This is a genomic window from Nocardia sp. NPDC004151 (genome assembly GCF_042874235.1).
Taxonomy (GTDB): Bacteria; Actinomycetota; Actinomycetes; order Mycobacteriales; family Mycobacteriaceae; genus Nocardia.
This window is the reverse complement of sequence record NZ_JBIAMR010000006.1, coordinates 231519-253268: the sequence shown is the minus strand read 5'-3', so window position 1 is coordinate 253268 and position 21750 is coordinate 231519. Positions and strand designations below refer to the sequence as shown.

The window sequence follows — 21750 nt, the reverse complement described above, 5'->3', positions numbered from 1 at the left end:
CTAGCGCGGTACCGCCGCGCCCAGGAAGAAGTCGACGATCTCCTCGGACGCCTGGATACCGGACGCCGCGGTGATCGCCACCCGGGGATGAGTCCAGTTCCGCTGTTCCAGCTCACCGTGGCGGGGCCGGATGGCGGCGTCGGCGGTGATCAGCATCTCCGCGTCGAGCGAGCCGTCGCCCGCGGCCAGCAGCGGCGACCCGGCGCGCAGTTCACCCGAGTCCAGCATGCGGTGTCGAACCTCGTGCACCGCATGGCTTTTGCACACCGGGGTCGGCATGGCATAGATCTTGCGGCCCTGCTGCGAGGCCGACCAGCCGCGCGGGCGGCACCAGGCGTCCCAGTCGGCGAGGAATCCGGCGGGCAGCCGGGCCTGGTCCACGACCAGGTAGCAGAACAGGTCGTCGGCCTCGCGCAGTCGCAGCGCGAACGATTCGTCCACGCGGGCCCGCAGTTCCGCGCGCACCTCGACGAGGGTGGCGCATTCGGCGCGCACCCGGGCGTCGAGGGCGGAACGCCAGCGCCGGTCCGGCAGGCCGTTGCGCAGGATGCTGCCGCCATTGCTGGTGACGGCGTAGGGCCACGGCCCGCCGGGCAGGCGGATGCGCTGGAACTGTTCGATGGTGCGGGTGGTGACCGGTACCACCGCCGAGGTCTCGGCCAGGATCTCGAGCCGTTCGGCCGCCGTCACCGTCATGTACGAGAGCGGCTGTCCCTCATACTCTTCCACGCACACCTTGTCGGGGTCCGCGTTCCCGAAGGCCGCTCGCGTATAGATCAGCGTCCGATCGAGATCGGTCGCCACCATCACCTCGCGCTGCTGCACCCGCTACCCCTTCACTTCCTTGATCAAGCCCATACAGGCGTACGCCAAATCCGGCACGACTTCGACCGGCACGCCGCGCGCCGCGGCGAGCAGCCGGATGTGCGCGTGCTCGCCCGCGTCGGGATCTCGCACCAGCACCCGCCACGGCACCCGCCGCAGCAGCACCCGGGTGGTCTCTCCCACACCGGGTTTCACGAAGTTGACGCTCGAGATCCCGTACTCGGCCCGCACCCGCTCCACCGAGGCCCAGCCGGCCCAGGTGGGGGTCCGGTCGGCGGTCAGCAGCTCGCGCACCCGCGCGTCCACCCGCGGGCGCACCCGGTCGAAGCAGCCGCTCACGGCGTCCAGCAGGCGGTTGGACTGGTCCTCGCCCGCGAGGTCGCGGTAGAACTTGGCGCCGTGGAACTGTCCGGGTGCGAGCAGCCGGTCATTGAGTACCGTGCGCGAAATCAGCCCCGACACGGTCGAATTCAAGCACGCGGAGGCGATCAGGAAGTCGTCGCGCGTGCCGAAGGTCCGCGCGCAGCCGCCCGGATCGGCCAGTACCGCCAGGTCCGGGTCGAACCGGGCCCCGCCCGCCGCGTGATACGCCGCCAGCGCCGAGTCGAGTTCGCGGGTGATGGCGCCCTTGCCGGTCCAGCCGTCCACGAACACCACCCGCGCCGGATCGTGGTTGCGCGCGAGGTGATCCAGTGCGGCCGCGTCGATTCCGCGATCCCGCACGATCGACACCGCGTAGTGCGGCACCTCGATTCCCCGGCCGCCCAGCCACCGGCGCATGAGCACCCCGACGGGCGTCCCGGCCCGCGCCAGGGACGCCAGCACGATGTCGTCCCCGCGTTCGGCGACCACCAGCTCCGCGACGGTCGCCACCGCCAGCGCCAGCCGCTCGGCGCTCTGCTCGAGCACCCGGTCGAACAGCTCCCGATACTCGGCATCCGGCTGATATTCCACCGGCAGCGACTCCGCGTAGTGCGCCGCCCCCGATTGGATCCGCCGCTCGCGTTCGGCGACATCGGCTTCCAGGGCGACGCCGGACAGATCGGTGAGCAGCCACGCCACCTCGTCGCGCGCGTACGACCCGAACTCCGGCCCGTACAACGGTTCCGGCGGCGCCGAACGCGTCGCGGCGAGCGCGCGCGGGTCCGATTCGGTCAGCACGGCCAGCAGCACATCGGAACCTGACGCGGTGAGCACGTCGACGAGTCCGCCTGCGGCCGTGAGCCGTTCGGTGTCCGCCGGAGTATCGACGACGACCAGCAGGATCGGATCGACCGCCGCACGATCCTCGCCCGGCCACCGGGCGTTGTACAGGTATCGCGGAGCGTCCTCGCCGGTCTCGGGCGCGGTGAAGCGGAATCCGCGGCGCAGCGGGTACCCCGGCTCGTCGAGAACATAGGCCGGTGAACGCGTCGTCGTCTGGTAGCGAGCGGGAATCCCGTTGTCCGCCAACCCCGCCGCGATGCGCAGCGGCAGGTACATGAGTTCCTCGTGGGCGATGACGATGACCGGCCGCGGTTCGGCCAGTTCGGCGGAGAGGGCCTTGGTGGCGCGGGCGAGCGCCGCCTCGAAGGGTTCGGTGTCCGAGTCGAGGAAGCCGTGGCGACCGCCCTCGGGAACATCGTGGGGCCAGGGGATCTCGACCCGGGTGCAGGCGCCCCGGAGTTCGGCGACCGGGTTCAGCACGGGATCGGGCAGTGCGGCGACCGCGTCGATCAGGTCCGCGGGCAGCACCGTGCTGCCGCCCGCCAGACAGACGGTGTCGATGCGCGCGCCGAGGTCGGCGGCCGCCTGCTCGAAGGCGCGGCGGTCGGCGTCGGTCCGCATGTCCACCAGGGATGCCAGGATGTAGTGCGTGCGCGGGGTCAGGGTGTGCAGGGCGCGGACGGCGTCCAGTGCCGTTGCGCCGGTGGAGATCTCGTCGTCGACGAGCACCATGGGCAGGTCGTTGTGGAAGACCGCGGCGGGCATGGGTTGCAGCAGGTGGGAGGTGGCGTGCGAGTGGCCCTCCTCGAAGCCCGCGAGGGTGTCGGCGGTCGGCACGTCGCGGCGGGTGGAGTGCAGGTAGCACCGGGCGCCGATGCGGGCCGCCACGGTGTGGCCGAGTCCGGTCGCGGTTTCGGCGAAGCCGAGCACGACCGCGCTGCCGGGCCGGTCGCCGGACGCGGCGAGTACGTCGAGCACCAGGTCGCCGAGCCGGTCGCCCGCCTCGAGCACCCGGTGCGGGTCGGTGGGCAGATGCTTGCCGAGCACCGTCGAGACCAGCAGGTGGGCGCGGCGCGGATTGCGGCGCAGCCCGGGTTCGACGAGCGTCTCCACGCGCCAGTCCGGACCGGGCAGGCGGGTACCGGTGTGGTGCAGGGTGAGGCCGAGTTCCCTGGTGGCCCAGGGGAGTTCGCGGGTGGCCGAGGGTAGGGCGGGGTCGGCGGTCACGATTCGACCAGGGCCTTGAGCAGGTCCACGAAGGAGACTCCTTTGTTGGCGACGCCGAAGACCCGGGCGCGCAGCATGATCTGGTGGGCCCAGCTGCGGTGCGGGCGCATCTCGTTCATCTTGTTGCGGTATTCGGAGGCGGCGACCCCGCCCGCGCCGGTGCTGAGAATGTCGGCGGCGTCGGCGTATTCCTCGTGGGTCACGATGGACAGCGCGTGCACGACCGCGACGTGGGTGGGGTGGATGACGGTCTTGCCCTGGATGCCGTTGGCGCGGTCCAGGGTGATCTCCCGCAGCAGCCCGTCCATGTCGCGGCTGACCAGCGACTGCCGGAACGGGACGGCGTCCACCTCGGCGAAGGGCGCGGTGCGCAGCAGCGGCCGGAACATACGGGTGTGGTCGGCGAAGTACTCCCAGACCGGTCCGGTGATGGTGAATCCGGTGCCGTCGGCGCGGCCCAGATAGTTGACGATGTCGGCGATGACGTCGGCGACCACGCGCACGTCGTAGATGGTGAGGTCGCGGTCGCGGCGAATCCCGAAGGTGGAGCACATGTCCGTGGCCCCGATGCGGACGGCGAGGATGCGGTCGCGGTGCGCGGTGAGCAGCTCACCGATGCGCCCGAGTTCCCGATCGCGGGTCTCGCGGTGTACCAGCGCGGGAGATTCCAGCACCGGCATACCGAGGACGGTGCGGCCCAGCCGTTCCGAGGCGAGTTCCAGCGCGTGCAGGTAGTCGGCGGCGCAGGCGCTGTCGAACTTGGGCAGCACGAATCCGGTGAGCGCCGTCGCGCCCGCCCCGAGTCGTGCGGCGATCTCGCCGATGCTCTGCGGGTCGCGTACCCGCACGAACAGCAGCGGGTAGGCCTCGCCGCTGGCCGCCAGTTCGTCGAGGGTGGCGGCGGCCTGCCACTTCCCGTACTCGACGGCGTGGTCGGCGACCGCGTCCTCGAGGTCGATGACCATCGAGCAGACGCCGCGTTCGGCGCGGCGCAGGATGGTGGCGGTGAGGTCGGCGCGGGTGGCGGGCACGTACAGGGTCGCGCCCAGTGCCATGGCCAGCAGGTCGCGATCGCGGGAACCGCCGAAGGCCTCGGGCAGGCGGTGGAACAGCCGCCGCAGCTCCGGGCCCGGCACCTGCCGGAAATGCCGCAGCGGGAAGCGCTTCCGCAAGGAGACCGGTGCGACGTCCGAGTCGCTGGTGATCATCGCGGTCATCGTCGCGGACGTCCTCCTGGTGACTGTCGTTCTATCTGTCGGTATTTCGCATGCGTTCGACGACTCCGGCGACGAACGCGGTGATCGCGTCGAGTTCGGACACGTACGCCCAATAGTCGGGATGGCGGCCGGTCAGGCCCGCGGTGGCCCGGTCCAGGCGTTCGGCCTGGGCGTCGAGCACCGAACCCCATTGCGGGACGACGCCTTTGTTGACCGCCAGCATCTGCGCGTCGCGCAGTTTGAAGCGAACGGCCTTGGCGCGCTCGGCGGGTTGTTCCCGGACCGCGCGTAGCTGGGCGAGCCGGTCGGTGACGGCCTCGGCGCTCTCCTCGGCGGCGGCGAGGCGGGCGCGGGCGGTGGTAGTCAGGTCGAGCGCGTCCTCCGGGTCGTGGGCGGCCAGGGCGGCCCGGGCGCGGGTCAGGTCCGCGTCGGCGGCCTCGACGGCCTCCCGGGCTTGTCGCTCATTGTTGGCCAAATCGTTCGATGACGCAGCCGCGAATTCCCGCAGCAGCGCGGACATGGCCGGGGCGACGCGGTCCAGACGATTACGGGCGGCGTCGAGCCGGGTGGCCGCCGATGCCAGCGCCGTGGTGGCCGAATGCTGTTTGCCGGGAGCGGCTTCCAGGGCGCTGGACAACTCCCGGGTGCGGGACTCGAGCCGGGTCGCGGCGTCGCGGGCGGGGCCCCCGGCGCCGCCGATCGCGGCGGCCTCGAGTGTGAGCAGCGCCTCATCCAGAGCCGCCGCGCATTGCCGGACCGAGGGGTAGGCGGCGTACGGGGAGGCGTCGGCCTGCTGCCGGACCCGCTGCGCGTCGGCGCGGGTCTGCGAGACCAGTTGCGGCACCGAGCCGAACACCGCGACCGCGTGCTCGAGGTGGGCCTGATCCCCGCGGTAGAAGTCGTCGACCGCCCGCGCGGCGTCGGTGAGCCGACGGACCACGCCGTCGATCTCGGGCTGCGGAATCACCCCCGTGCCCTCGCGTTCGACCTGCTCGAGGCGCTCGTCGAGGGCGAGGTAGGCGCCGGACGCGTCGTAGCAGCGGGCACGCACCGGTTCCCAGCGCGCGGCCGCGCCACGTTCGGGGAACAGCGCGGCGGACGCGGCGACGGCGGCCTCGGCGATGCTCTGCCGCCGATCCATATCGAGGAAGGCCGCCGTCAGCATCGACCGGGCCTGTTGCACCCATTCGTTGTCCCGGGGTGCCCGGAACCATCCGCTTCGACGGCCTGCCACGCCACGATCGTAGGCAACCCTGGACGATCACGGCGACCGTGCGTCGGCGAACATCTCGGCCACGCGTTGACGATTGCCGCGACCGCGGCGATGGAGTGTGTGACCCTGTCCTGTGACAGGCTGTCGTCGCACAATGTTCTTGACCCATTCCTACCCATGGCTTGGGGAAACCATTACTGTCGACGACGGCGGAACCTGGACAGTGGGCGAAGCCGTTAGACAAGAAACGCTTCGAACGCTAAACAACGGAAGGATCCCCGCAATGGGTGTCAGTTTGTCCAAGGGCGGTAACGTTTCACTGACCAAGCAGGCGCCGAACCTGACCCAGGTCGCGGTCGGCCTGGGCTGGGACGTGCGCACCACCACCGGCACCGACTTCGACCTGGACGCCAGCGCCATCGCGACCGGCGGCGACAAGAAGGCGCTGTCGGACAAGCACTTCGTGTTCTTCAACAACCTGCAGTCCCCGGAGGGCACCATCGTGCACGCCGGCGACAACCTCACCGGTGAGGGCGAGGGCGACGACGAGGTCATCAACATCGACCTGGCCAACACCCCGCCGGCCGTGGAGTCCATCTTCTTCCCGGTCTCGATCTACGACGCCGACTCGCGCGGCCAGAGCTTCGGCCAGGTCCGCAACGCCTACATCCGGGTCGTGGACCGCGCCAACGGAACCGAGCTGGCCCGCTACGACCTGTCCGAGGACGCGTCCACCGAAACCGCCATGGTGTTCGGTGAGCTCTACCGCAACAATGGTGAGTGGAAGTTCCGGGCCGTCGGCCAGGGCTACGCCTCGGGCCTCTCGGGCATCGCCCGGGACTTCGGCGTCAACGTCTGACGCGACCAGCTCGCGACCGACGCGAAGTACCAGCGTCTCAATAGAACACACGGCGACACGTCGAGGGCTCGGTCGCACGAGCCCTCTTCGTGTGTCCGCTCGACCGGCATGTCACCCGACCCCGGCACAACGAAAGGCCCACTGCGGTGCGAATATTCGGCCTCTCCATCATCGTCACCGTACTGTCGCTGATCGCGGCGCTGGTGTACGGCGGACCCACGGCCCTGGTGCTGTGCGCCATCCTGGGCATCCTCGAGGTGTCCCTATCCTTCGACAACGCGGTCATCAACGCCAGCATCCTGCAGCGGATGAGCGAGTTCTGGCAGCGCATCTTCCTGACCATCGGCGTGGTCATCGCCGTGTTCGGTATGCGCCTGGTGTTTCCGCTGGCCATCGTGTGGATCACGGCCGGGCTCAGCCCCGTTCGCGCGTTCGACCTGGCCATGAACCCGCCCGCCGACGGCGCGCTCACCTTCCCCGACGGCAGCGCCTCCTACGAGAAGCTGCTCACCGACGCGCACCCGCAGATCGCGGCCTTCGGCGGCGCGTTCCTGCTGCTGCTGTTCTTCAACTTCATCCTCGAGGAGCACGAGGTCACCTGGCTGGGCTGGATCGAACGCCCGCTGGCCAAGCTCGGCAAGCTGGACATGCTCGCGGTGGTGCTCACCCTGGCGGGCATCGTCATCGCGGCGGAGTTCATCGCCCATGACGACGACCGCGGCACCGTGCTGCTGGCCGGCATCCTCGGCACCATCACCTACATCGTGGTCGACGGACTCGGATCGCTCTTCCACACCGAGGAACACACGGGCGAAGGCGGACCCTCGGAGGTCGTGAAGGCCACCGGTAAGGCGGCGTTCTTCCTGTTCCTGTACCTGGAAGTGCTCGACGCCTCGTTCTCCTTCGACGGCGTGATCGGCGCGTTCGCCATCACCTCCGACCCGATCCTGATCGCCCTGGGCCTCGGCCTGATCGGCGCCATGTTCGTCCGCTCGATCACCGTGTACCTGGTGCGCAAGGGCACCCTCTCGGAGTACGTGTACCTCGAGCACGGCGCGTTCTGGGCCATCGGCGCCCTGGCGGTCATCCTGCTCATCACCATCGGCGTGCACGTCAACGAGGTGATCAGCGGTCTGGTCGGCGTGGCGTTCATCGGCGCGGCGTTCATCACCAGCATCATTCGCAACCGGCGCGAGGAAGCGGAAGCCGACGATGCGGAACCCGAACTGGAGAAGTCGCCCAGCCTGAGCTGACCCGCACACGAAACACGAAGCCCGCCGTCCGATTCCGGACGGCGGGCTTTTCTGTTCACACCGCGGCTCGCGCGTTCACACCATGCGGCGCGGGATGGCGTGGTGTTTGGCCCGCCGCACCGATACCTGCGACCACAGCACATGTTGCAACCACAGGGTCAACCAGCCCGCGACCGCCATTCCGACGATGTTCACCAACAGCTGCGCGAGACTGCCCCAGACCGTCGCACCGTCGGCGACGGCCACGCCGAGCGCGATATTGCCGGCCGCGGGCACCGTGGTCACCGAGATGAAAACACCCGCCAGGCCGAGCGATTTGGCCGAGGTGATGGACAGCACGCCCGCGGCACCCGCCACCACGGCCACGATGAACGACCACTTGTCAGGCGTGTAGATGAAATGGGTGGCCGGACGGGGGCCGGTCACCTGCGCGACCGTGATCCAGCCCAGTGCCCGTCCGATCAGCGCCAGAACGATGGTGACGCCGATCGCGGCCACGAAGCCGAACACCAAGGTGCGCAAGGCCAGTCGAAACAGGACGAAACGCCGCCGCACCAGGGCTACCCCCAGCGCGGCGATGGGGCCGAACTCCGGACCCAGCACCATCGCACCGACGGTGAGGATCTGCGAATCGGTGATGATGGCGATACTCGCGATGACGATGGCCAACGTCAGGAAACTCAGGTAAGTCCAGTTCAACTCGGTTTCGTCGTAGGCTCGCTGCGCCACCTGCGCCCAGACCACCGAATCCGTACTGCTGCCCGGGGTACGCACCTCGGCCTCGAACCCGCTGCGCGACAGCCAGGTACCCACCTGGTCGATCTCGATGCTGCCCTCTTGGTGCACCCGCATCTCACGCAGCCGCGCCACCAGATCGTTGGCGGCCTCACGGGCGATCTGCGCGGTGATCAAGTCGCCGGGCGGACGCAGTGCCGCCCCGCGGACCAGGACCAATCCGGTCACCGCGTCATCGGATTCGAGGACCTCGAGCACGTCGTCGGTCATGGCGGCCGGGGAGAGTATCCGCAGGTGCAGCATGTGGACAGTCTGCCCGTCGCGGGGCCTGGATCGTGTGCCGGCAATACGAAACGGGCGGGATGTCAGCGAATTCGCGCCCCACGACCCTGCCGCGCGGGTTCACACCCGCTGCACATGCGGGCCGACCTCGATGCGGTGGGGCGCGGCGGCGGGTTCCAACTCATGTTCCGGGCCGGGCGCCGCGGCGGCGCGCCGGGAGGCGAGGACCAGGCCCAACAGCCCGACCGCCAGCCCGGCAATCGTCAACGGGCGCAACGGCTGACCGATGACCAACCAAGCCATGACGGCGGTGACGGCCGGGATGGCGAAGAAGAAGCGGCTGACGCGGGTGGTGTCCCAGCGCTGCAGCATGGTGTTCAGCAGCAGGAACGCGCCGATGGAGTTCACCAGCACCATCCACACCATGGAACCGGCGAAGCGGGCGGGCCCGGCGATGTGGAAATCGCCGCCCGCCCAGGCCATCGCGCCCGCGAACGGAGCGCTCACCGCAATGTGCAGTGCGGTGCCGGTGCGCGGATCGATCTCCGGCGTGAAGCGCTTCTGGTAGACCGTGCCGAGGCTGAGTCCGAGCAGACCGACGACGCACAGCAACAGGCCCGGCAGCGAGAAGCTGGACTGATCCGTCACGGCCAGCCCGACACCCAGGCCGCCGACCCCGAAGCCCAGCCACTGCCGCGCGCTCACGGATTCGCCCAGGGCCCCGGCGAATACCGCGATCACCACCGGGCTCAGGCCCTGAACCAGGGAGATCACCGCGGCGGTGACGTGCTCGTGCATGGCGGTGTAGAAGGCGCCGAACTGGACCATCTGCATGAGCAGGCCCGCCACCAGGGTGTGCGCGAGCACCCGGCCGCGCGGCCAGACCGCACGGGTCAGCAGCGCGAACACGATGAGCAGCGCGCCCGCGATGCCGAATCGGGCGAAGAGCACCAGCATCGGCGGAGCCGCGCCGACGCCGATGATCCCGGCGATGAAGGCGCTGCTCCACATGAGGATCAGGGCCGGTGGGCCCGCGACGTCCAAGAGCCGGTTCTCCATGATCCCTCCAAGCGCTAACCCGTTCAGGTGGTTATCACCGTCGCACCACGTCACATAACCTGTCAAGGGGGTTATGATCGGGACATGTCATCGTTCGCCGACCCGCACCTGTTCGTCAGCGGCAATCTCGCGCTGAACTTCATCGGCACGGCGCAGGAACGGCGCACCGCCTTCATCGAACGCCTCACCAGCGCCGAAGACCTGGGCGAATGGACCGTCGCGGCCGGAATCCTCGACACCGCGCCCGACTGCGCGGACGCCCTCGAACCCGCGCTCGCGCTACGCGAGGCGGCCTGGCGGCTCATGCAGGCCACCCTGCACGGCGAACCCCTCGCCGACGCCGACCGCACGCTGCTCAACCGGCACGCGCACGCCGGCCTGCCCGAACTCACGCTGCGCGCGGACGGTTCGGTCACCCGCGGCGGGACCATCGAAACGGCGCTCACCGCCATCGCCCGCTCCGCCGTCGAACTACTCGGCGGCCCGGAACGCGAACGGCTCAAGGAATGCGGGCGAGACGCCTGCACCCGCCTCTACCTGGACACCTCACGCGGCGGTTCGCGCCGGTGGTGCGATATGGCGGTCTGCGGAAACCGAGCCAAGGGCAAGGCTTTCCGCGCCCGGAACGCCGATACGGAAGGGTGACCGCTCCGAGGCGGACACGAACACGAAGAAGAACACCAGCAGCAGCACCGCCCGGCCCCACACGCCGATCTGCACCAGGTACTGCTCCACCTCGTACGGGTGACCCGACCCGAGCTCGTAGAAGTAGCGGAAGACGCCGACGCCGATACACAGATCCGCCAGCAGATACGCGATCACCAGGCTCCACGGCACCCGCAACAGCACCAGGAACGGGATCAGCCACAGCGTGTACTGCGGCGAATGCACCTTGTGGAACAACAGGAATCCACACAGCATGGCGCCGCTGACCCCGATCCACGGATACACCCCGGCCAGCCGATACCGGCGCACCCCCAGCCAGCAGGCCAGCACGAACGACGCCACCACCAGCGTCGGCGAGAGCACCGACACCACGTGCTGGAAGGCCGATTCCGACTCCTGCGACGGACCGAACAGCGGGCGCAATCCCCAGTACCAGATGGAATTCGTGGTGATATCGGCCTGCCGCAATTGCTGGAAGGTGATCGACGCGCGCCAGCCGTCGTAACCCGCGAGCGCGAACGGCAGATTGATCGCGACCACCGTGCCGATCGCGGTCGCGGCCACCATCAGCGCGCCGCGCACATCGAATCGTTTCTCCCGCAAGGGATGTTCACCGAGCAGCACGTAGATCAGCAACGGCAGCACGAAGATGCCCGGATACAACTTGAAACAGAAGCCGATCGCCAGGAACACCGCCGCGGCGATCGCGCGATCCCGCAGGGAATACCGGGTCAGCGTCGTCATCACGTAGAACGCGGCGACCGCGGTCGCGACCACCGGCAGTTCCCAATTGTGAAAGGCGTAGAGCACCAACGGCGGTGCGGCCGCCCACAACAATGCCGCCGGACCGGCCATACGGGCCAGCAGGTACGCGGTCAACAAAGCGAACGGGGCCAGCAGCAGCGCCGAATGCCACAGGAAGGCCGCGTCGGTATGCGCGCCGATACCGCCGATCCACATGAACAGGCCGCTGAGCACCGGATACTCCACCGCGCCGCCGGTCAGCTGACCGTCCGGGGTGATGCCGCCGGTTATATAAGGAAAGACGTGGTGATCGATGCCGCGACCCAGCCACAAGTACTGGATGTCGGAATAACAGACGTCCGAATCCTTGATCACGTCGAAGAGCGCGCTGCGCCCGGATTCGTCATACGGGCCGACCGCGCAGCGCGCCTTGTTCACGAACGCGATCAGCAAGGTGAGCCCGCACACCAGCGTCGAGACGACCGCGATCATCGACCCGCGCGCATCGCCACGGCGGGGCGCGGCCGCAACGCTGACGACGGGTCGATTCGGCATGGGCATCACCCTAGGTGGCTGGTCGGCGTGTTCGCCTGTTCAAAATCTGGACTGGCCCGATTTCGCAGGCCACGCCTTGGTTATCTACCCCGGATCCGGCGCCGTGAACGCCGTCCGGACCCCTTTTCCGTTCATCGCGGCCGCTCATGTAGCCTTGTCGGGTTGCTGACGCAACGAACCCTCCTGCCCACGGACAGTCCGTGGGCCGTTCACAGTCCACAGGAGGTGATGAGGTCCGTGCGTCATTATGAAGTGATGGTTATTCTCGATCCAGCGATGGATGAGCGCACCGTCGGCCCGAACCTGAACAACATGTTGGGTGTTGTCGGGTCCGAGGGCGGCAAGGTCGACAACGTCGACATATGGGGTCGCCGTCGTCTCGCCTACGAGATCGCCAAGCAGGCCGAGGGCATCTACGCGGTCGTCACCCTGACCGCCAAGTCCGAGACCGTCAGCGAGCTCGATCGCCAGCTGGGCCTGAACGAGTCGGTGCTGCGCACCAAGGTGCTGCGCCTCGACAAGAAGTAAGACCAGTCCTCCCGCGACGTCGCTCGTAACCGTCGGTGCCAATCTCTAGGCTGACCGGTGAACGCGAGCGCATTGCGGACTGCACCGGAAAGCAGGAGGAACCATGGCCCAGGGCGACACGGTCATCACCGTCATCGGCAATTTGACGGCTGACCCCGAGCTTCGATTCACGCCCGCGGGAGCGGCCGTCGCGAACTTCACGGTCGCGTCGACTCCCCGTGTGTTCGACCGTAATACCAATGAATGGAAAGACGGCGAAGCGCTTTTCTTGCGCTGCAACATCTGGCGTGAAGCTGCGGAGAACGTTGCCGAGAGCCTGACCCGTGGCTCGCGAGTGATCGTGAGCGGACGACTGAAGCAGCGCTCCTACGAAACCCGCGAGGGTGAGAAGCGCACGGTCGTCGAACTCGAAGTCGACGAGGTGGGTCCCTCCCTGCGGTACGCGACCGCGAAGGTCAACAAGACCACCCGTGGCGGTGGTGGCGGCGGCTTCGGCGGTGGCGGACAGGGCGGCGGCGGCCAGCAAGGCGGCGGCGGCTTCTCCGGTGGTGGCAGTGGTGGGGGTCGTGGCGGCCAGAGCGCCGGCGACGACCCGTGGGGCAGCGCCCCCGCGGCCGGCTCCTTCGGGGGCGGGCCCATGGACGACGAACCGCCGTTCTAGACAACGGCTTTCCCCGGAATCCGCTTCGGCGGGATTCCCAAAATTACGGAGTTGAAAGACCATGGCCAAAGCACCGGCACGCGAAAAGGTGCTGAAGAAGAAGGCTTGCACCTTCTGCAAGGAAGACAAGGCCGGCAAGAAGAACAACACGGCCGGCGCGAAGATCGACTACAAGGACACCGCGCTGCTGCGCAAGTACGTGTCCGACCGTGGCAAGATCCGCGCGCGCCGGGTGACGGGCAACTGCGTCCAGCACCAGCGCGATATCGCTGTCGCCGTGAAGAACTCGCGTGAGGTCGCTCTGCTGCCTTACGTGTCCACCGCTCGCTGAGAAAGGAAGACACAGCTATGAAGCTCATCCTCACCGCTGATGTCGACAACCTCGGTGCGCCCGGCGACACCGTGGAAGTCAAGGACGGCTACGGCCGTAACTTCCTGCTCCCGCGCGGCCTGGCGATTGTCGCCACCCGTGGCGCGGAGAAGCAGGTCGAGGGCATTCGCCGGGCACAGGATGCCCGCCGCGTGCGCGACCTGGACCACGCCAACGAGCTGAAGCAGGCCATCGAGGGCCTGACCGGCGTGTCGCTCGCGGTCAAGACCGCCGGCACCGGCAAGCTCTTCGGTTCGGTCACCGCGGCCGACGTCGCCTCGGCGATCAAGACCGCCGGCGGCCCGGTCGTCGACAAGCGCAGCATCGAGCTGCCGAAGGCCCACATCAAGAGCACCGGCAAGCACGGTGTCGTGGTGCATCTGCACCCGGATGTGGTCGCCAAGGTCGACCTGCAGGTCACTGCCGCCGAGTAATTCGGTTGATCGGAGGCCGCCTCACCCGTGGGGGCGGCCTCCGATTTCTTTTGTTTGCTCAGGAATCGCCAGATTTCGGATCGGTTGTGGATTGCCCAGCAAACCAACCGTTTTCGTTGTGCGACCAGTCACACCCGTGTGACCGTTCGTTAACCCAACACGCCCGGCCGTTGCCGTCCAGCGACACGCCGCACGAAATTGATCCACAGCTGCGAACAATGAGAATTACGCCACTACCAGCGCTTTGAGCAGCGCAATCGACTGTTGTCCCCAAGTTTTCCACAGGGGGTGCACAACAGGCGGTGAACAATACCCACGTTATCCACAGGTGTGTACACAGCTCGGTTTGGCGGGTCACCGTCCGGTCGCCTAGGTTCGCCTTCGAGGTCGTGACCACGGCTCGAGCGTGGCGGTCCCAACATGTCGGTGCGCTGGCGTACAACGGGTCTTGCACGCCGTTGCGGCGCGAGCAGAGAGGACGGTCGAGCCCATGGCAGTCGTCGATGATCGCGGCCACGACGATCACGGGCACTCCGACTATCCCGACGCTCCCGGTGAGGATTTCGGCCGTCAGCCGCCTCACGACATGGCGGCGGAACAATCCGTTCTCGGTGGCATGCTGCTGTCCAAGGACGCCATCGCCGACGTCGTCGAAGTCATCCGCCCCGGCGACTTCTACCGCCCCGCGCACCAGGCCGTCTACGACGCCATCCTCGACCTCTACGGCCGCGGCGAACCCGCCGACCCGGTCACCGTCGCCGCCACCTTGGACCGCAAAGGCGAACTCAAACGCATCGGCGGCGCACCGTATCTCGTCACCCTGACCCAAACGGTCCCCACCGCCGCCAACGCCGGCTACTACGCCGAGATCGTCGCGGAGAAGTCGGTGCTACGCCGCCTCGTCGAAGCGGGCACCCGCATCGTCCAATACGGCTACGCCGGCGCCGACGGCCAGGACGTGGCCGAGGTCGTGGACCGCGCCCAGGCCGAGCTCTACGACGTCACCGAACGCCGCTCCAGCGAGGACTTCGCACCCCTCACCGACATCCTCCAGCCGACGATGGACGAACTCGACTCCATCGCCTCCCGAGGTGGCATCTCCCTCGGCGTCCCCACCGGCTTCACCGAACTCGACGAGATCACCAACGGCCTCCACCCGGGCCAGATGGTCATCGTCGCGGCCCGACCCGGCGTGGGCAAGGCTCTCGCGCTCGATACCCCGCTGCCGACACCGGGCGGCTGGACCACTATGGGCGAGGTCAAGGTCGGCGACGAGTTGCTGGACGCACAGGGCCGACCCACACGTGTGGTTGCCGCCACCGAAGTGATGCTGGACCGCCCTTGCTACGAGGTCGAATTCTCGGACGGCACAGTCATAGTCGCGGACGAACAACATCAGTGGCTCACCGAGACACGATCCTCGCGCCGGTCGGCGCAGCAGGCCGCCACCGGCCAGAACCGGCATCGGAATCAGAAGACCTTCGCGGAAGTGCGGACGACTGCCGAAATCGCGGCCACTGTGCGCTGCACGACCGCCGATCGACGGCTCAACCACTCGGTGGTGAACACCGAGGCATTGCAACTGCCCGAGCGCGACCTGCTCTTGCCCCCGTACACATTGGGCGCTTGGCTCGGCGACGGTAGTTCGGCGTGTGCGCAGCTGACCACGGCCGACCCCGAGATCGTGTATCGGATCGAGAACGAGGGCATCGTGGCGACGCACTCGGATTCCGCACCGCTGCGCTACAGCCTCCGGCTACCCGAGGACGCGCCGATCGATCCGCGCGACTGCATCGTCTGCGGTACGGAGTTCATCCCATTCACCAGTGAGGTCCGCACCTGCGGCCGATCCTGCGGTGGTAAAGCTCGTTTCGTCTCCGGTCCGGCGCCCAGCCCGACCTGCCCGCAGTGCGGCGGCCCGTCCATCGGACTGCGTCTGTGCCAGTCCTGCCGCAATTCCGTCGGCAGCGTGCAAGCTCGTCTGCGCACCATCGGGGTGCTCAACGACAAGCACATTCCTGCCGAGTACCTGCGCGCTTCCGAGACGCAACGACGCGCCCTGCTCGCCGGCCTGCTCGACACCGACGGGACCGTCACCAAGGGCGGCTCGGTCCAGTTCGCAGTGACCAACGAGCAGCTTGCCCGGGATACCGAAGAGCTGATCGTGAGCCTCGGCTACCGCTGCCAGCTGTCGACCAAGCGAGTCCGAGGCCGTACCGAAGCGAGTTCGACCGCCTACACCCTGACCTTCGCCACCGAGGACGAGGTCTTCGGTCTGAGCCGAAAAGAGCTGCTGCACAAGCAACGACGTGGCGCGGCCACTACATCACGCTCCAGCTCGCGCTTCATCGTGGATGTCCGTCCGATCGCATCGGTCCCGGTCCGCTGTGTGGAGGTGGACAACGCGGATCATCTCTACCTCGCGAGCCGAGCGATGATCCCGACTCACAATTCCACCCTGGGCATGGATTTCATGCGCAGCTGCTCCATCAAGCACGGCATGGCCAGCGTCATCTTCTCCCTGGAAATGAGCCGCACCGAAATCGTCATGCGCCTCCTATCCGCGGAAGCGAAAATCAAACTGGGCGATATGCGTTCGGGGCGTATGAGCGACGACGACTGGACCAAGCTGGCGCGGCGCATGAGCGAAATCAGCGAAGCGCCGCTGTTCGTGGATGATTCGCCGAACCTGACGATGATGGAAATTCGGGCGAAGGCCCGACGGCTCAAGCAGAGGCACGATCTGCGCCTTATCGTGGTGGACTATCTCCAGCTGATGAGTTCAGGTAAAAAGGTTGAATCGCGACAGCAGGAAGTTTCTGAATTTTCGCGAAGCCTGAAGCTCATGGCGAAGGAACTGGAGGTGCCTGTGATCGCGATTTCGCAGCTCAACCGTGGTCCTGAGCAGCGGACGGATAAGCGGCCCATGGTGTCCGATTTGCGCGAGTCGGGATCGCTTGAACAGGATGCCGACATGGTTATTCTGTTGCATCGCCCTGATGCATTCGAACGAGATGACCCTCGCGGCGGCGAAGCGGATTTAATTTTGGGTAAGCACCGAAACGGCCCTACTGCGACGATTACCGTTGCTCACCAATTGCACCTGAGTCGCTTCGTCGATATGGCACGAGGTTAGCATAATTCGCTGCCGTCGAACACGGATTCGAGATACATTGAGTTCGTGCAGACAAACCATGCTCCCGAGGAGTCATCCGGTAGACGCACCAAAACCTTTGGGTCCTGCAGACTGGGCGGTCTAGCAGAATCGGCACAAGTCTTCCGCGCCGATAATGGGACTTCTATATCACTGAAGAAACTTCTGGAATCGCGGACGGCAGTGATACCGAAGTGGGAGGCAGCCGCTGTCACGGCAGCCAGATTCTCCTCGTCGATGCTGGCGTAGCGGATGGGCTGGCGCTTCACGCAGGACCCATCACCGATCATGTGAGCCAACAGGATCACCTCGGGATCGGGCATTTCGATGGCGCTCACGGGCTGCGGGATCCAACGTGGGATGGCAACCCGGTCGTTGACTCCGAGTGCCTCTGCCGGTCGCCAGCCGCTCACAGTCAATAGCTGTGAATCGGCTGCCATCTCCAGCGAACGGCCGGACGCCACGTGAAGGCGCACGACCCAACGATGTGTTCTGGGATCGGATCGCCGACGTGACCGATCTTGGAGAACAGGACGTCTTCTCGGCATCCGTTCCAGGTACTGAGAACCTTGTTGCACAGGGGGTTTCCGTCTACGCCGGAAACTAGCCTGTCCATCCGAGGGGGTCCTATTCGTCGGTTCGGTCGAACCTGCGAAAGGACCTACCGTGGATATCACCGACAAGACGGCGGCTACTGGGCGGCGGGAGTGGCTGGGGCTGGGTGTGCTGGCCTTGCCTATTCTGTTTGAGCGATTGTCGGCCGGTGGGGGTGGGCGCGGCGTTACCGTCGATTCATGACCCGGAGTGGGCGACGGCGTGGCCGGATCGCACAGGTGGGAGCGGTGGTCGCGCTGATCGCCGCCGGGTGCGGGAGCGGCGGCGGGTCGGGGCCGCAGGACGCGGGGAGCTGGCCGCCCGCGGGTGGGCGTGGGGCGTGCGCGGTGGACAAGCAGGAGGACGTACCCGCGACCATGCGGGACGGGGTGGTGTTGAAGTCCGATGTGTATCGGCCGAGGACCGGTGATGCGGTGCCGGTGGTGCTGATGCGGACGCAGTACGGGAAGGCGGCGGCGCAGATCCAGCCGTACCGGTATCGGACGCCGGAGTGGTTCGCTTCGCACTGCTATCTCGTTGTGGTGCAGGATATTCGCGGACAGGGTCGGTCGGCGGGGGTGTTCACCGAGTTCGGGAACGACATGACCGACGGCTACGACTCGGTGGAGTGGGCGGCCGCGCTGCCGGGGACGAATGGCAAGGTCGGGATGTACGGGTCGTCCTATGTCGGTGCGACGCAATGGCTTGCGGCGATCAGCACGCCGCCGCATCTGACCACGATCGTTCCGGCCAATACCGCCTCGGATTACTACGACGGGTGGACTTACGAGGGCGGAGCGTTCCGGTTGGGGTTCGTCGAGCCGTGGGCCATGGAGACGATCGGGGCGAGCGCGGCCGCCAATCGCGGCGATACCGGCACCGCCAAGCAGCTGGCGGCCGACGGCGCGAACTACACCCGGTGGCTGGGTTTCCGCCCGTATCAGCAGTTTCCGCCGCTGCACCCGGGGGATCCGGTGATCGCGCCGTGGTTCTACGACTGGGTGCGGCATTCGACCCGCGACGACTATTGGAAGCAGTGGAGCATTCGGGACCGGTACGCGAGTGTCACAGTCCCCGTCTTGAATTTCGAGGGCTGGTACGACGCGTTCCTGGCCGGTGGCGTGGAGAACTTCACGGGGATGGTGGCCGGGGGCGGTTCGCCGGAGGCACGGGCAGGGCAGCGGCTGGTGCTGGGGCCCTGGGATCACCTGGGATGGGGTCGGCCCGGAAGCGGGGTGACGACGCCCCTGCTGGCCGCGACCGGGGCGGCGGGCGACAGTCCGATCAATGAGCTGATGCTGGCCTGGTTCGACCATTTCCTGAAGGGCGAGGACAACAAGGTTTCCGGGCGGCCGGTGGTCGACTATTTCGTGATGGGCGCGAACAAGTGGAAGTCGGCGTCGGCGTGGCCGTTGCCGAATACCCGCTGGACCACCTACTACCTGTCCGGGAACGGCGGCAATTCGATGCTGGGGCGGACGGGCGCGCTGACCGCCGAGGCGCCGAAGGATCCGCAGCAGCCGGATCGGTTCGAGTACGACCCGTTGAATCCGGTGCCGAGCGCGGGCGGGCATTCGTGTTGCGGGGCGTCGTCGGGCCCGCAGGGGCCGGTGGATCAGTTTGTCGTGGAGCAGCGGTCGGATGTGCTCACCTATACGACCGCGCCGATGCCGGGGGATACGGAGATCACCGGTCCGGTTCGAATGACGTTGTGGGCGGCCTCGAGTGCGCCGGATACCGATTTCACGGCGAAGCTGGTGGCGGTGGCGCCGGACGGGTCCACGGTGAACCTCAACAATGGGATCATTCGGGCGACGTTCCGGGATTCGCTGGAGCATCCGACGCCGATCGTGCCGGGGCAGCCGTACAAGTACTCGATCGATATCTGGCCGACGAGTTATCTGGTGAAAGCGGGATACAGGATCCGGGTGGAGGTGTCGAGCAGCGATTTTCCGCAGTTCGCGCCGAATCCGAATACCGGTGATCCGTTCGGGGAGAACACGAATACGCAGGTCGCGACGCAAACCGTCTATCACGACCCGGACCATCCGTCGGCGCTGGTGCTGCCGATCATTCCGGCGGGCGACGCGGGAAGTTCGCGATTCCCGACCGAGCATTGAAGACCGTGGCCGGGCTTCCCGTGAGTTGTCCGCCCCGTGGGAAGCGCCGGCCGCTTACATAATAGTCGCGGCCGCGTAGTTTCCCGACATGGCCGGGCCGGGGTTAGTGTCGCGAGGTGGGATTCGAGGTACGGGTCGATATCGCGGGTGCGGTCGAGATCGTCGGTGCGGCCGCGGGGTTCGGCTGGCGTTGGGGTTCCGGGAATGCCGCGGAATTCGCCCGACTGGTCGGTTGGACCGGGCCGCAACCGGTCGGCACCCTCCGCAACGGTCCGGTCTTCTCGCGCACCGGGCTGCCGGTGTGGTGGGACTCGGCCATGTTCTGGGGCAGTGACCGCGGCCTGGACCATGTGCGCGTGGCCATCTCCGATTGCCCGGATCCCGCGGACGCCCGCAGCCGGGACCTGCTCGCCGCCGCCATGGCCCGCGCCGCCGCGGAGTTCACCACCCGCTGGGGCGATCCGGAGACCACCGCCGCGGGTCCCGCCGAGGGCCTGGCCTGGCGTTTCCCGAATGTCTTCGCGGGTCTGACGATCGGCGCGGACACCGTGGACCTGCTGCTGGTGAACCCGACCGCGCAACGGTATTGGATGGAGCGCCGCCACGAGGCCGCCCGCCGTCGCGCCGCCGTGGGCCCCTGGATCCGGTTCGCCGAGAGCCTGGCGGGATTCCTGGAGACGCTGCCGCTCGACGGGCGACTGCTGGTGACCGCGCCCGGTGGGCGCTTCGTGCAGTTCGAGTCCGGGCCGGAGCAGCTGGCGGGCGAGCTGGCCCGCAGCGAATTCATCGATCCCGCCTGGTATTACGGCCCCGAACTGGAACGACAGCTCATCGAGCTGGGCTGGACGCCGCCTCGCGAGGGCAATTGGACGCGCGGCCTCTCCCGGCGCGCGGGCACCGTCGCCATGAGCGGGCTGGCCCTGCGCACCACCGACACGCTGCGCGCGGTCGGGGTCGCCGCACCGACCGAACTGGTGGCCGACGCCTGGGTGGAGGGCGGCACCGACCTGGAGGTGAGCACGCTCGGCATTCCGCCGCACCCGACCTCCCGCACCCAGCGCGCGGAATTCCTGCGCCGCCACGCCGTCTCCGAATTCGATGCCGGGCCGCTGCGCGTGGATGTGCCCGCCGGCGTCGAGATCGCCCGCGCCGCCCGCGCCTTCGAGTGGACCTGGACCCGCGCCGACCTGGACGGTTTCGCCGCCGCCGTGGGCTGGAAACCGGTGTACGACACCGATGTCGGGGAGCGCACGGTGTGGGCCGACACCGCGCTCCACGTGGACGATCCGCGCGCCCGCTTCTGCTTCGACGGCGACCGGCTCGAGGCGGTCTGCGTCACGCTCAGCGACAGCATCGAATCCTTCCTCTACGACGAGGGCCTGCCCGCCGAGGTCGCGGCGCAGCGCACCGCCGCTCGGGCCCGTGCGCTGGACGGGTTCCGTGCCGAGTTCGGGGCGCCCCGGCACGCGGTGCTGGGCCAGGCGTACGGACCGGCCTGGCCGGAGGGCCGCCTCACCTTGGGCCTGGTTCCGGAGGCCGACACGGTGGAGCTGTATCTGGTGCGGCCGGGCGAACGCGACCGCCGCCTCATCATCGAGCAGCAGCGGGCCGCGTATCGCGCGCACGATCGCGAATGGGAGCAGTGCTACGAGGAATTGGCCGCTCTCATCACCGATCTGGCGGACTCCGGCCAGCTCACCGTCGATGCCGGCGACCCGCATCGGGCCCGGGTCGACCGGGACGGCGACCTGCTGCGCCTGGAACTGGCCACCGCCACCGCCCGCGAATTGTCGCCGCGCGTGTTGAAGTTCATGCTGCGCGACGGCTGGCAGCATCCCGATCACCGCTATCCGCTGTGGCACATCGACCTTCAGCTGCCCGCGCTGCCGCGGGACCTGCGCCGTCTGGCCCGGCTGGCGATCCTGCCGCTGCGCACCCTGATGCCGCCGCAGGCCCGGTTGCGGGTGCTGTTGAACGGCGAGTACCTGCCGGTTCGGGCACCGTCCACGGGCGCGATCGGGGCACTGCCGACGGAGGCCTAGAGTCGA

18 protein-coding genes are annotated in these 21750 nt (G+C 67.8%); 10 read left to right on the top strand and 8 right to left on the bottom strand.

The genetic code is table 11. The features are described from left to right. The 4 genes from ACFYTS_RS16610 to ACFYTS_RS16595 are packed head-to-tail and all read right to left on the bottom strand — an operon-like array spanning position 1 to position 5709. Positions 1 to 807: an HAD family hydrolase gene (locus tag ACFYTS_RS16610; protein WP_387305162.1), complete on the bottom strand. Its 807-nt coding sequence runs from the start codon at positions 805 to 807 to the stop codon at positions 1 to 3. 21 nt (positions 808 to 828) lie between these two features. After that, the gene (locus tag ACFYTS_RS16605) at positions 829 to 3258 is read right to left on the bottom strand and encodes a phosphoribosyltransferase (RefSeq protein ID WP_387304993.1); all 2430 of its coding nucleotides are present in this window, start codon (positions 3256 to 3258) and stop codon (positions 829 to 831) included. Then, positions 3255 to 4466: an HpcH/HpaI aldolase/citrate lyase family protein gene (locus ACFYTS_RS16600; protein ID WP_357274654.1), complete on the bottom strand. Its 1212-nt coding sequence runs from the start codon at positions 4464 to 4466 to the stop codon at positions 3255 to 3257. The genes ACFYTS_RS16605 and ACFYTS_RS16600 overlap by 4 nt, the downstream gene beginning before the upstream one ends. A 40-nt stretch (positions 4467 to 4506) precedes the next feature. Beyond that, positions 4507 to 5709, bottom strand: coding sequence for a hypothetical protein (locus ACFYTS_RS16595; RefSeq protein ID WP_387304990.1), 1203 nt, complete (start codon positions 5707 to 5709; stop codon positions 4507 to 4509). Between the two features lie 262 nt (positions 5710 to 5971). On the opposite strand from ACFYTS_RS16595, the gene ACFYTS_RS16590 reads away from it, so the two are divergent. Together ACFYTS_RS16590 and ACFYTS_RS16585 are read left to right on the top strand one after the other, a co-directional pair. Then, the gene (locus ACFYTS_RS16590; RefSeq protein ID WP_357274658.1) at positions 5972 to 6547 is read left to right on the top strand and encodes a TerD family protein; all 576 of its coding nucleotides are present in this window, start codon (positions 5972 to 5974) and stop codon (positions 6545 to 6547) included. 146 nt (positions 6548 to 6693) lie between these two features. Further along, positions 6694 to 7800, top strand: coding sequence for a DUF475 domain-containing protein (locus ACFYTS_RS16585; protein ID WP_387304987.1), 1107 nt, complete (start codon positions 6694 to 6696; stop codon positions 7798 to 7800). A 75-nt stretch (positions 7801 to 7875) separates the two neighbouring features. Here the strand turns inward: ACFYTS_RS16585 and ACFYTS_RS16580 are convergent, their stop codons facing one another. Both ACFYTS_RS16580 and ACFYTS_RS16575 read right to left on the bottom strand, forming a co-directional pair. Next, the gene (locus ACFYTS_RS16580; RefSeq protein ID WP_387304984.1) at positions 7876 to 8838 is read right to left on the bottom strand and encodes a DUF389 domain-containing protein; all 963 of its coding nucleotides are present in this window, start codon (positions 8836 to 8838) and stop codon (positions 7876 to 7878) included. Between the two features lie 99 nt (positions 8839 to 8937). Then, positions 8938 to 9876 carry a DMT family transporter gene (locus tag ACFYTS_RS16575; RefSeq protein ID WP_387304981.1) on the bottom strand — a complete coding sequence of 313 codons (939 nt, stop codon included), beginning with the start codon at positions 9874 to 9876 and terminating at the stop codon, positions 8938 to 8940. Positions 9877 to 9960: 84 nt separating this feature from the next. On the opposite strand from ACFYTS_RS16575, the gene ACFYTS_RS16570 reads away from it, so the two are divergent. After that, positions 9961 to 10521 (top strand): CGNR zinc finger domain-containing protein, encoded by a 561-nt coding sequence (locus ACFYTS_RS16570; RefSeq protein WP_387304978.1) that lies wholly within the window; start codon positions 9961 to 9963, stop codon positions 10519 to 10521. On the opposite strand, the gene ACFYTS_RS16565 is transcribed toward ACFYTS_RS16570, so the two are convergent. Beyond that, complete coding sequence (locus ACFYTS_RS16565) at positions 10423 to 11841, bottom strand: hypothetical protein (RefSeq protein WP_387304975.1); 1419 nt, start codon at positions 11839 to 11841, stop codon at positions 10423 to 10425. The genes ACFYTS_RS16570 and ACFYTS_RS16565 overlap by 99 nt on opposite strands. A 237-nt stretch (positions 11842 to 12078) precedes the next feature. Between ACFYTS_RS16565 and rpsF the strand changes: the two genes are divergently transcribed. The 5 genes from rpsF to dnaB all read left to right on the top strand — a co-directional run bounded on the left by rpsF (position 12079) and on the right by dnaB (position 16970). Next, positions 12079 to 12369: a 30S ribosomal protein S6 gene (gene rpsF, locus ACFYTS_RS16560; protein ID WP_357274669.1), complete on the top strand. Its 291-nt coding sequence runs from the start codon at positions 12079 to 12081 to the stop codon at positions 12367 to 12369. A gap of 103 nt (positions 12370 to 12472) precedes the next feature. Then, positions 12473 to 13030 (top strand): single-stranded DNA-binding protein, encoded by a 558-nt coding sequence (locus ACFYTS_RS16555; protein WP_120739211.1) that lies wholly within the window; start codon positions 12473 to 12475, stop codon positions 13028 to 13030. 61 nt (positions 13031 to 13091) lie between these two features. Continuing rightward, positions 13092 to 13361, top strand: a complete 270-nt coding sequence (rpsR, locus tag ACFYTS_RS16550) for a 30S ribosomal protein S18 (protein WP_040814320.1) — start codon at positions 13092 to 13094, stop codon at positions 13359 to 13361. A 17-nt stretch (positions 13362 to 13378) separates the two neighbouring features. Further along, positions 13379 to 13834, top strand: a complete 456-nt coding sequence (rplI, locus tag ACFYTS_RS16545; RefSeq protein WP_357274672.1) for a 50S ribosomal protein L9 — start codon at positions 13379 to 13381, stop codon at positions 13832 to 13834. 490 nt (positions 13835 to 14324) lie between these two features. Then, on the top strand, positions 14325 to 16970 hold the full coding sequence (dnaB, locus tag ACFYTS_RS16540; RefSeq protein WP_387304971.1) for a replicative DNA helicase: 2646 nt from the start codon (positions 14325 to 14327) through the stop codon (positions 16968 to 16970). On the opposite strand, the gene ACFYTS_RS16535 is transcribed toward dnaB, so the two are convergent. Continuing rightward, positions 16967 to 17326: a hypothetical protein gene (locus ACFYTS_RS16535; protein WP_387304968.1), complete on the bottom strand. Its 360-nt coding sequence runs from the start codon at positions 17324 to 17326 to the stop codon at positions 16967 to 16969. The two genes, dnaB and ACFYTS_RS16535, sit on opposite strands and share 4 nt — an antisense overlap. A gap of 456 nt (positions 17327 to 17782) precedes the next feature. Between ACFYTS_RS16535 and ACFYTS_RS16530 the strand changes: the two genes are divergently transcribed. Both ACFYTS_RS16530 and ACFYTS_RS16525 read left to right on the top strand, forming a co-directional pair. Beyond that, positions 17783 to 19702, top strand: coding sequence for a CocE/NonD family hydrolase (locus ACFYTS_RS16530; protein WP_387304966.1), 1920 nt, complete (start codon positions 17783 to 17785; stop codon positions 19700 to 19702). Positions 19703 to 19818: 116 nt separating this feature from the next. Next, on the top strand, positions 19819 to 21744 hold the full coding sequence (locus ACFYTS_RS16525) for a DUF6301 family protein (RefSeq protein ID WP_387304963.1): 1926 nt from the start codon (positions 19819 to 19821) through the stop codon (positions 21742 to 21744). The last annotated feature ends 6 nt before the right edge of the window (positions 21745 to 21750 follow it).

Coding starts and splice junctions, on each gene's coding strand:
- ACFYTS_RS16530 (WP_387304966.1), top strand. CDS start 17,783: ATGACCCGGAGTGGGCGACGGCGTGGCCGGATCGCACAGGTGGGAGCG.
- dnaB (WP_387304971.1), top strand. CDS start 14,325: ATGGCAGTCGTCGATGATCGCGGCCACGACGATCACGGGCACTCCGAC.
- rplI (WP_357274672.1), top strand. CDS start 13,379: ATGAAGCTCATCCTCACCGCTGATGTCGACAACCTCGGTGCGCCCGGC.
- ACFYTS_RS16570 (WP_387304978.1), top strand. CDS start 9,961: ATGTCATCGTTCGCCGACCCGCACCTGTTCGTCAGCGGCAATCTCGCG.
- ACFYTS_RS16580 (WP_387304984.1), bottom strand. CDS start 8,838: ATGCTGCACCTGCGGATACTCTCCCCGGCCGCCATGACCGACGACGTG.
- ACFYTS_RS16575 (WP_387304981.1), bottom strand. CDS start 9,876: ATGGAGAACCGGCTCTTGGACGTCGCGGGCCCACCGGCCCTGATCCTC.
- ACFYTS_RS16600 (WP_357274654.1), bottom strand. CDS start 4,466: ATGATCACCAGCGACTCGGACGTCGCACCGGTCTCCTTGCGGAAGCGC.
- ACFYTS_RS16565 (WP_387304975.1), bottom strand. CDS start 11,841: ATGCCGAATCGACCCGTCGTCAGCGTTGCGGCCGCGCCCCGCCGTGGC.
- ACFYTS_RS16590 (WP_357274658.1), top strand. CDS start 5,972: ATGGGTGTCAGTTTGTCCAAGGGCGGTAACGTTTCACTGACCAAGCAG.
- ACFYTS_RS16610 (WP_387305162.1), bottom strand. CDS start 807: ATGGTGGCGACCGATCTCGATCGGACGCTGATCTATACGCGAGCGGCC.
- ACFYTS_RS16555 (WP_120739211.1), top strand. CDS start 12,473: ATGGCCCAGGGCGACACGGTCATCACCGTCATCGGCAATTTGACGGCT.
- rpsR (WP_040814320.1), top strand. CDS start 13,092: ATGGCCAAAGCACCGGCACGCGAAAAGGTGCTGAAGAAGAAGGCTTGC.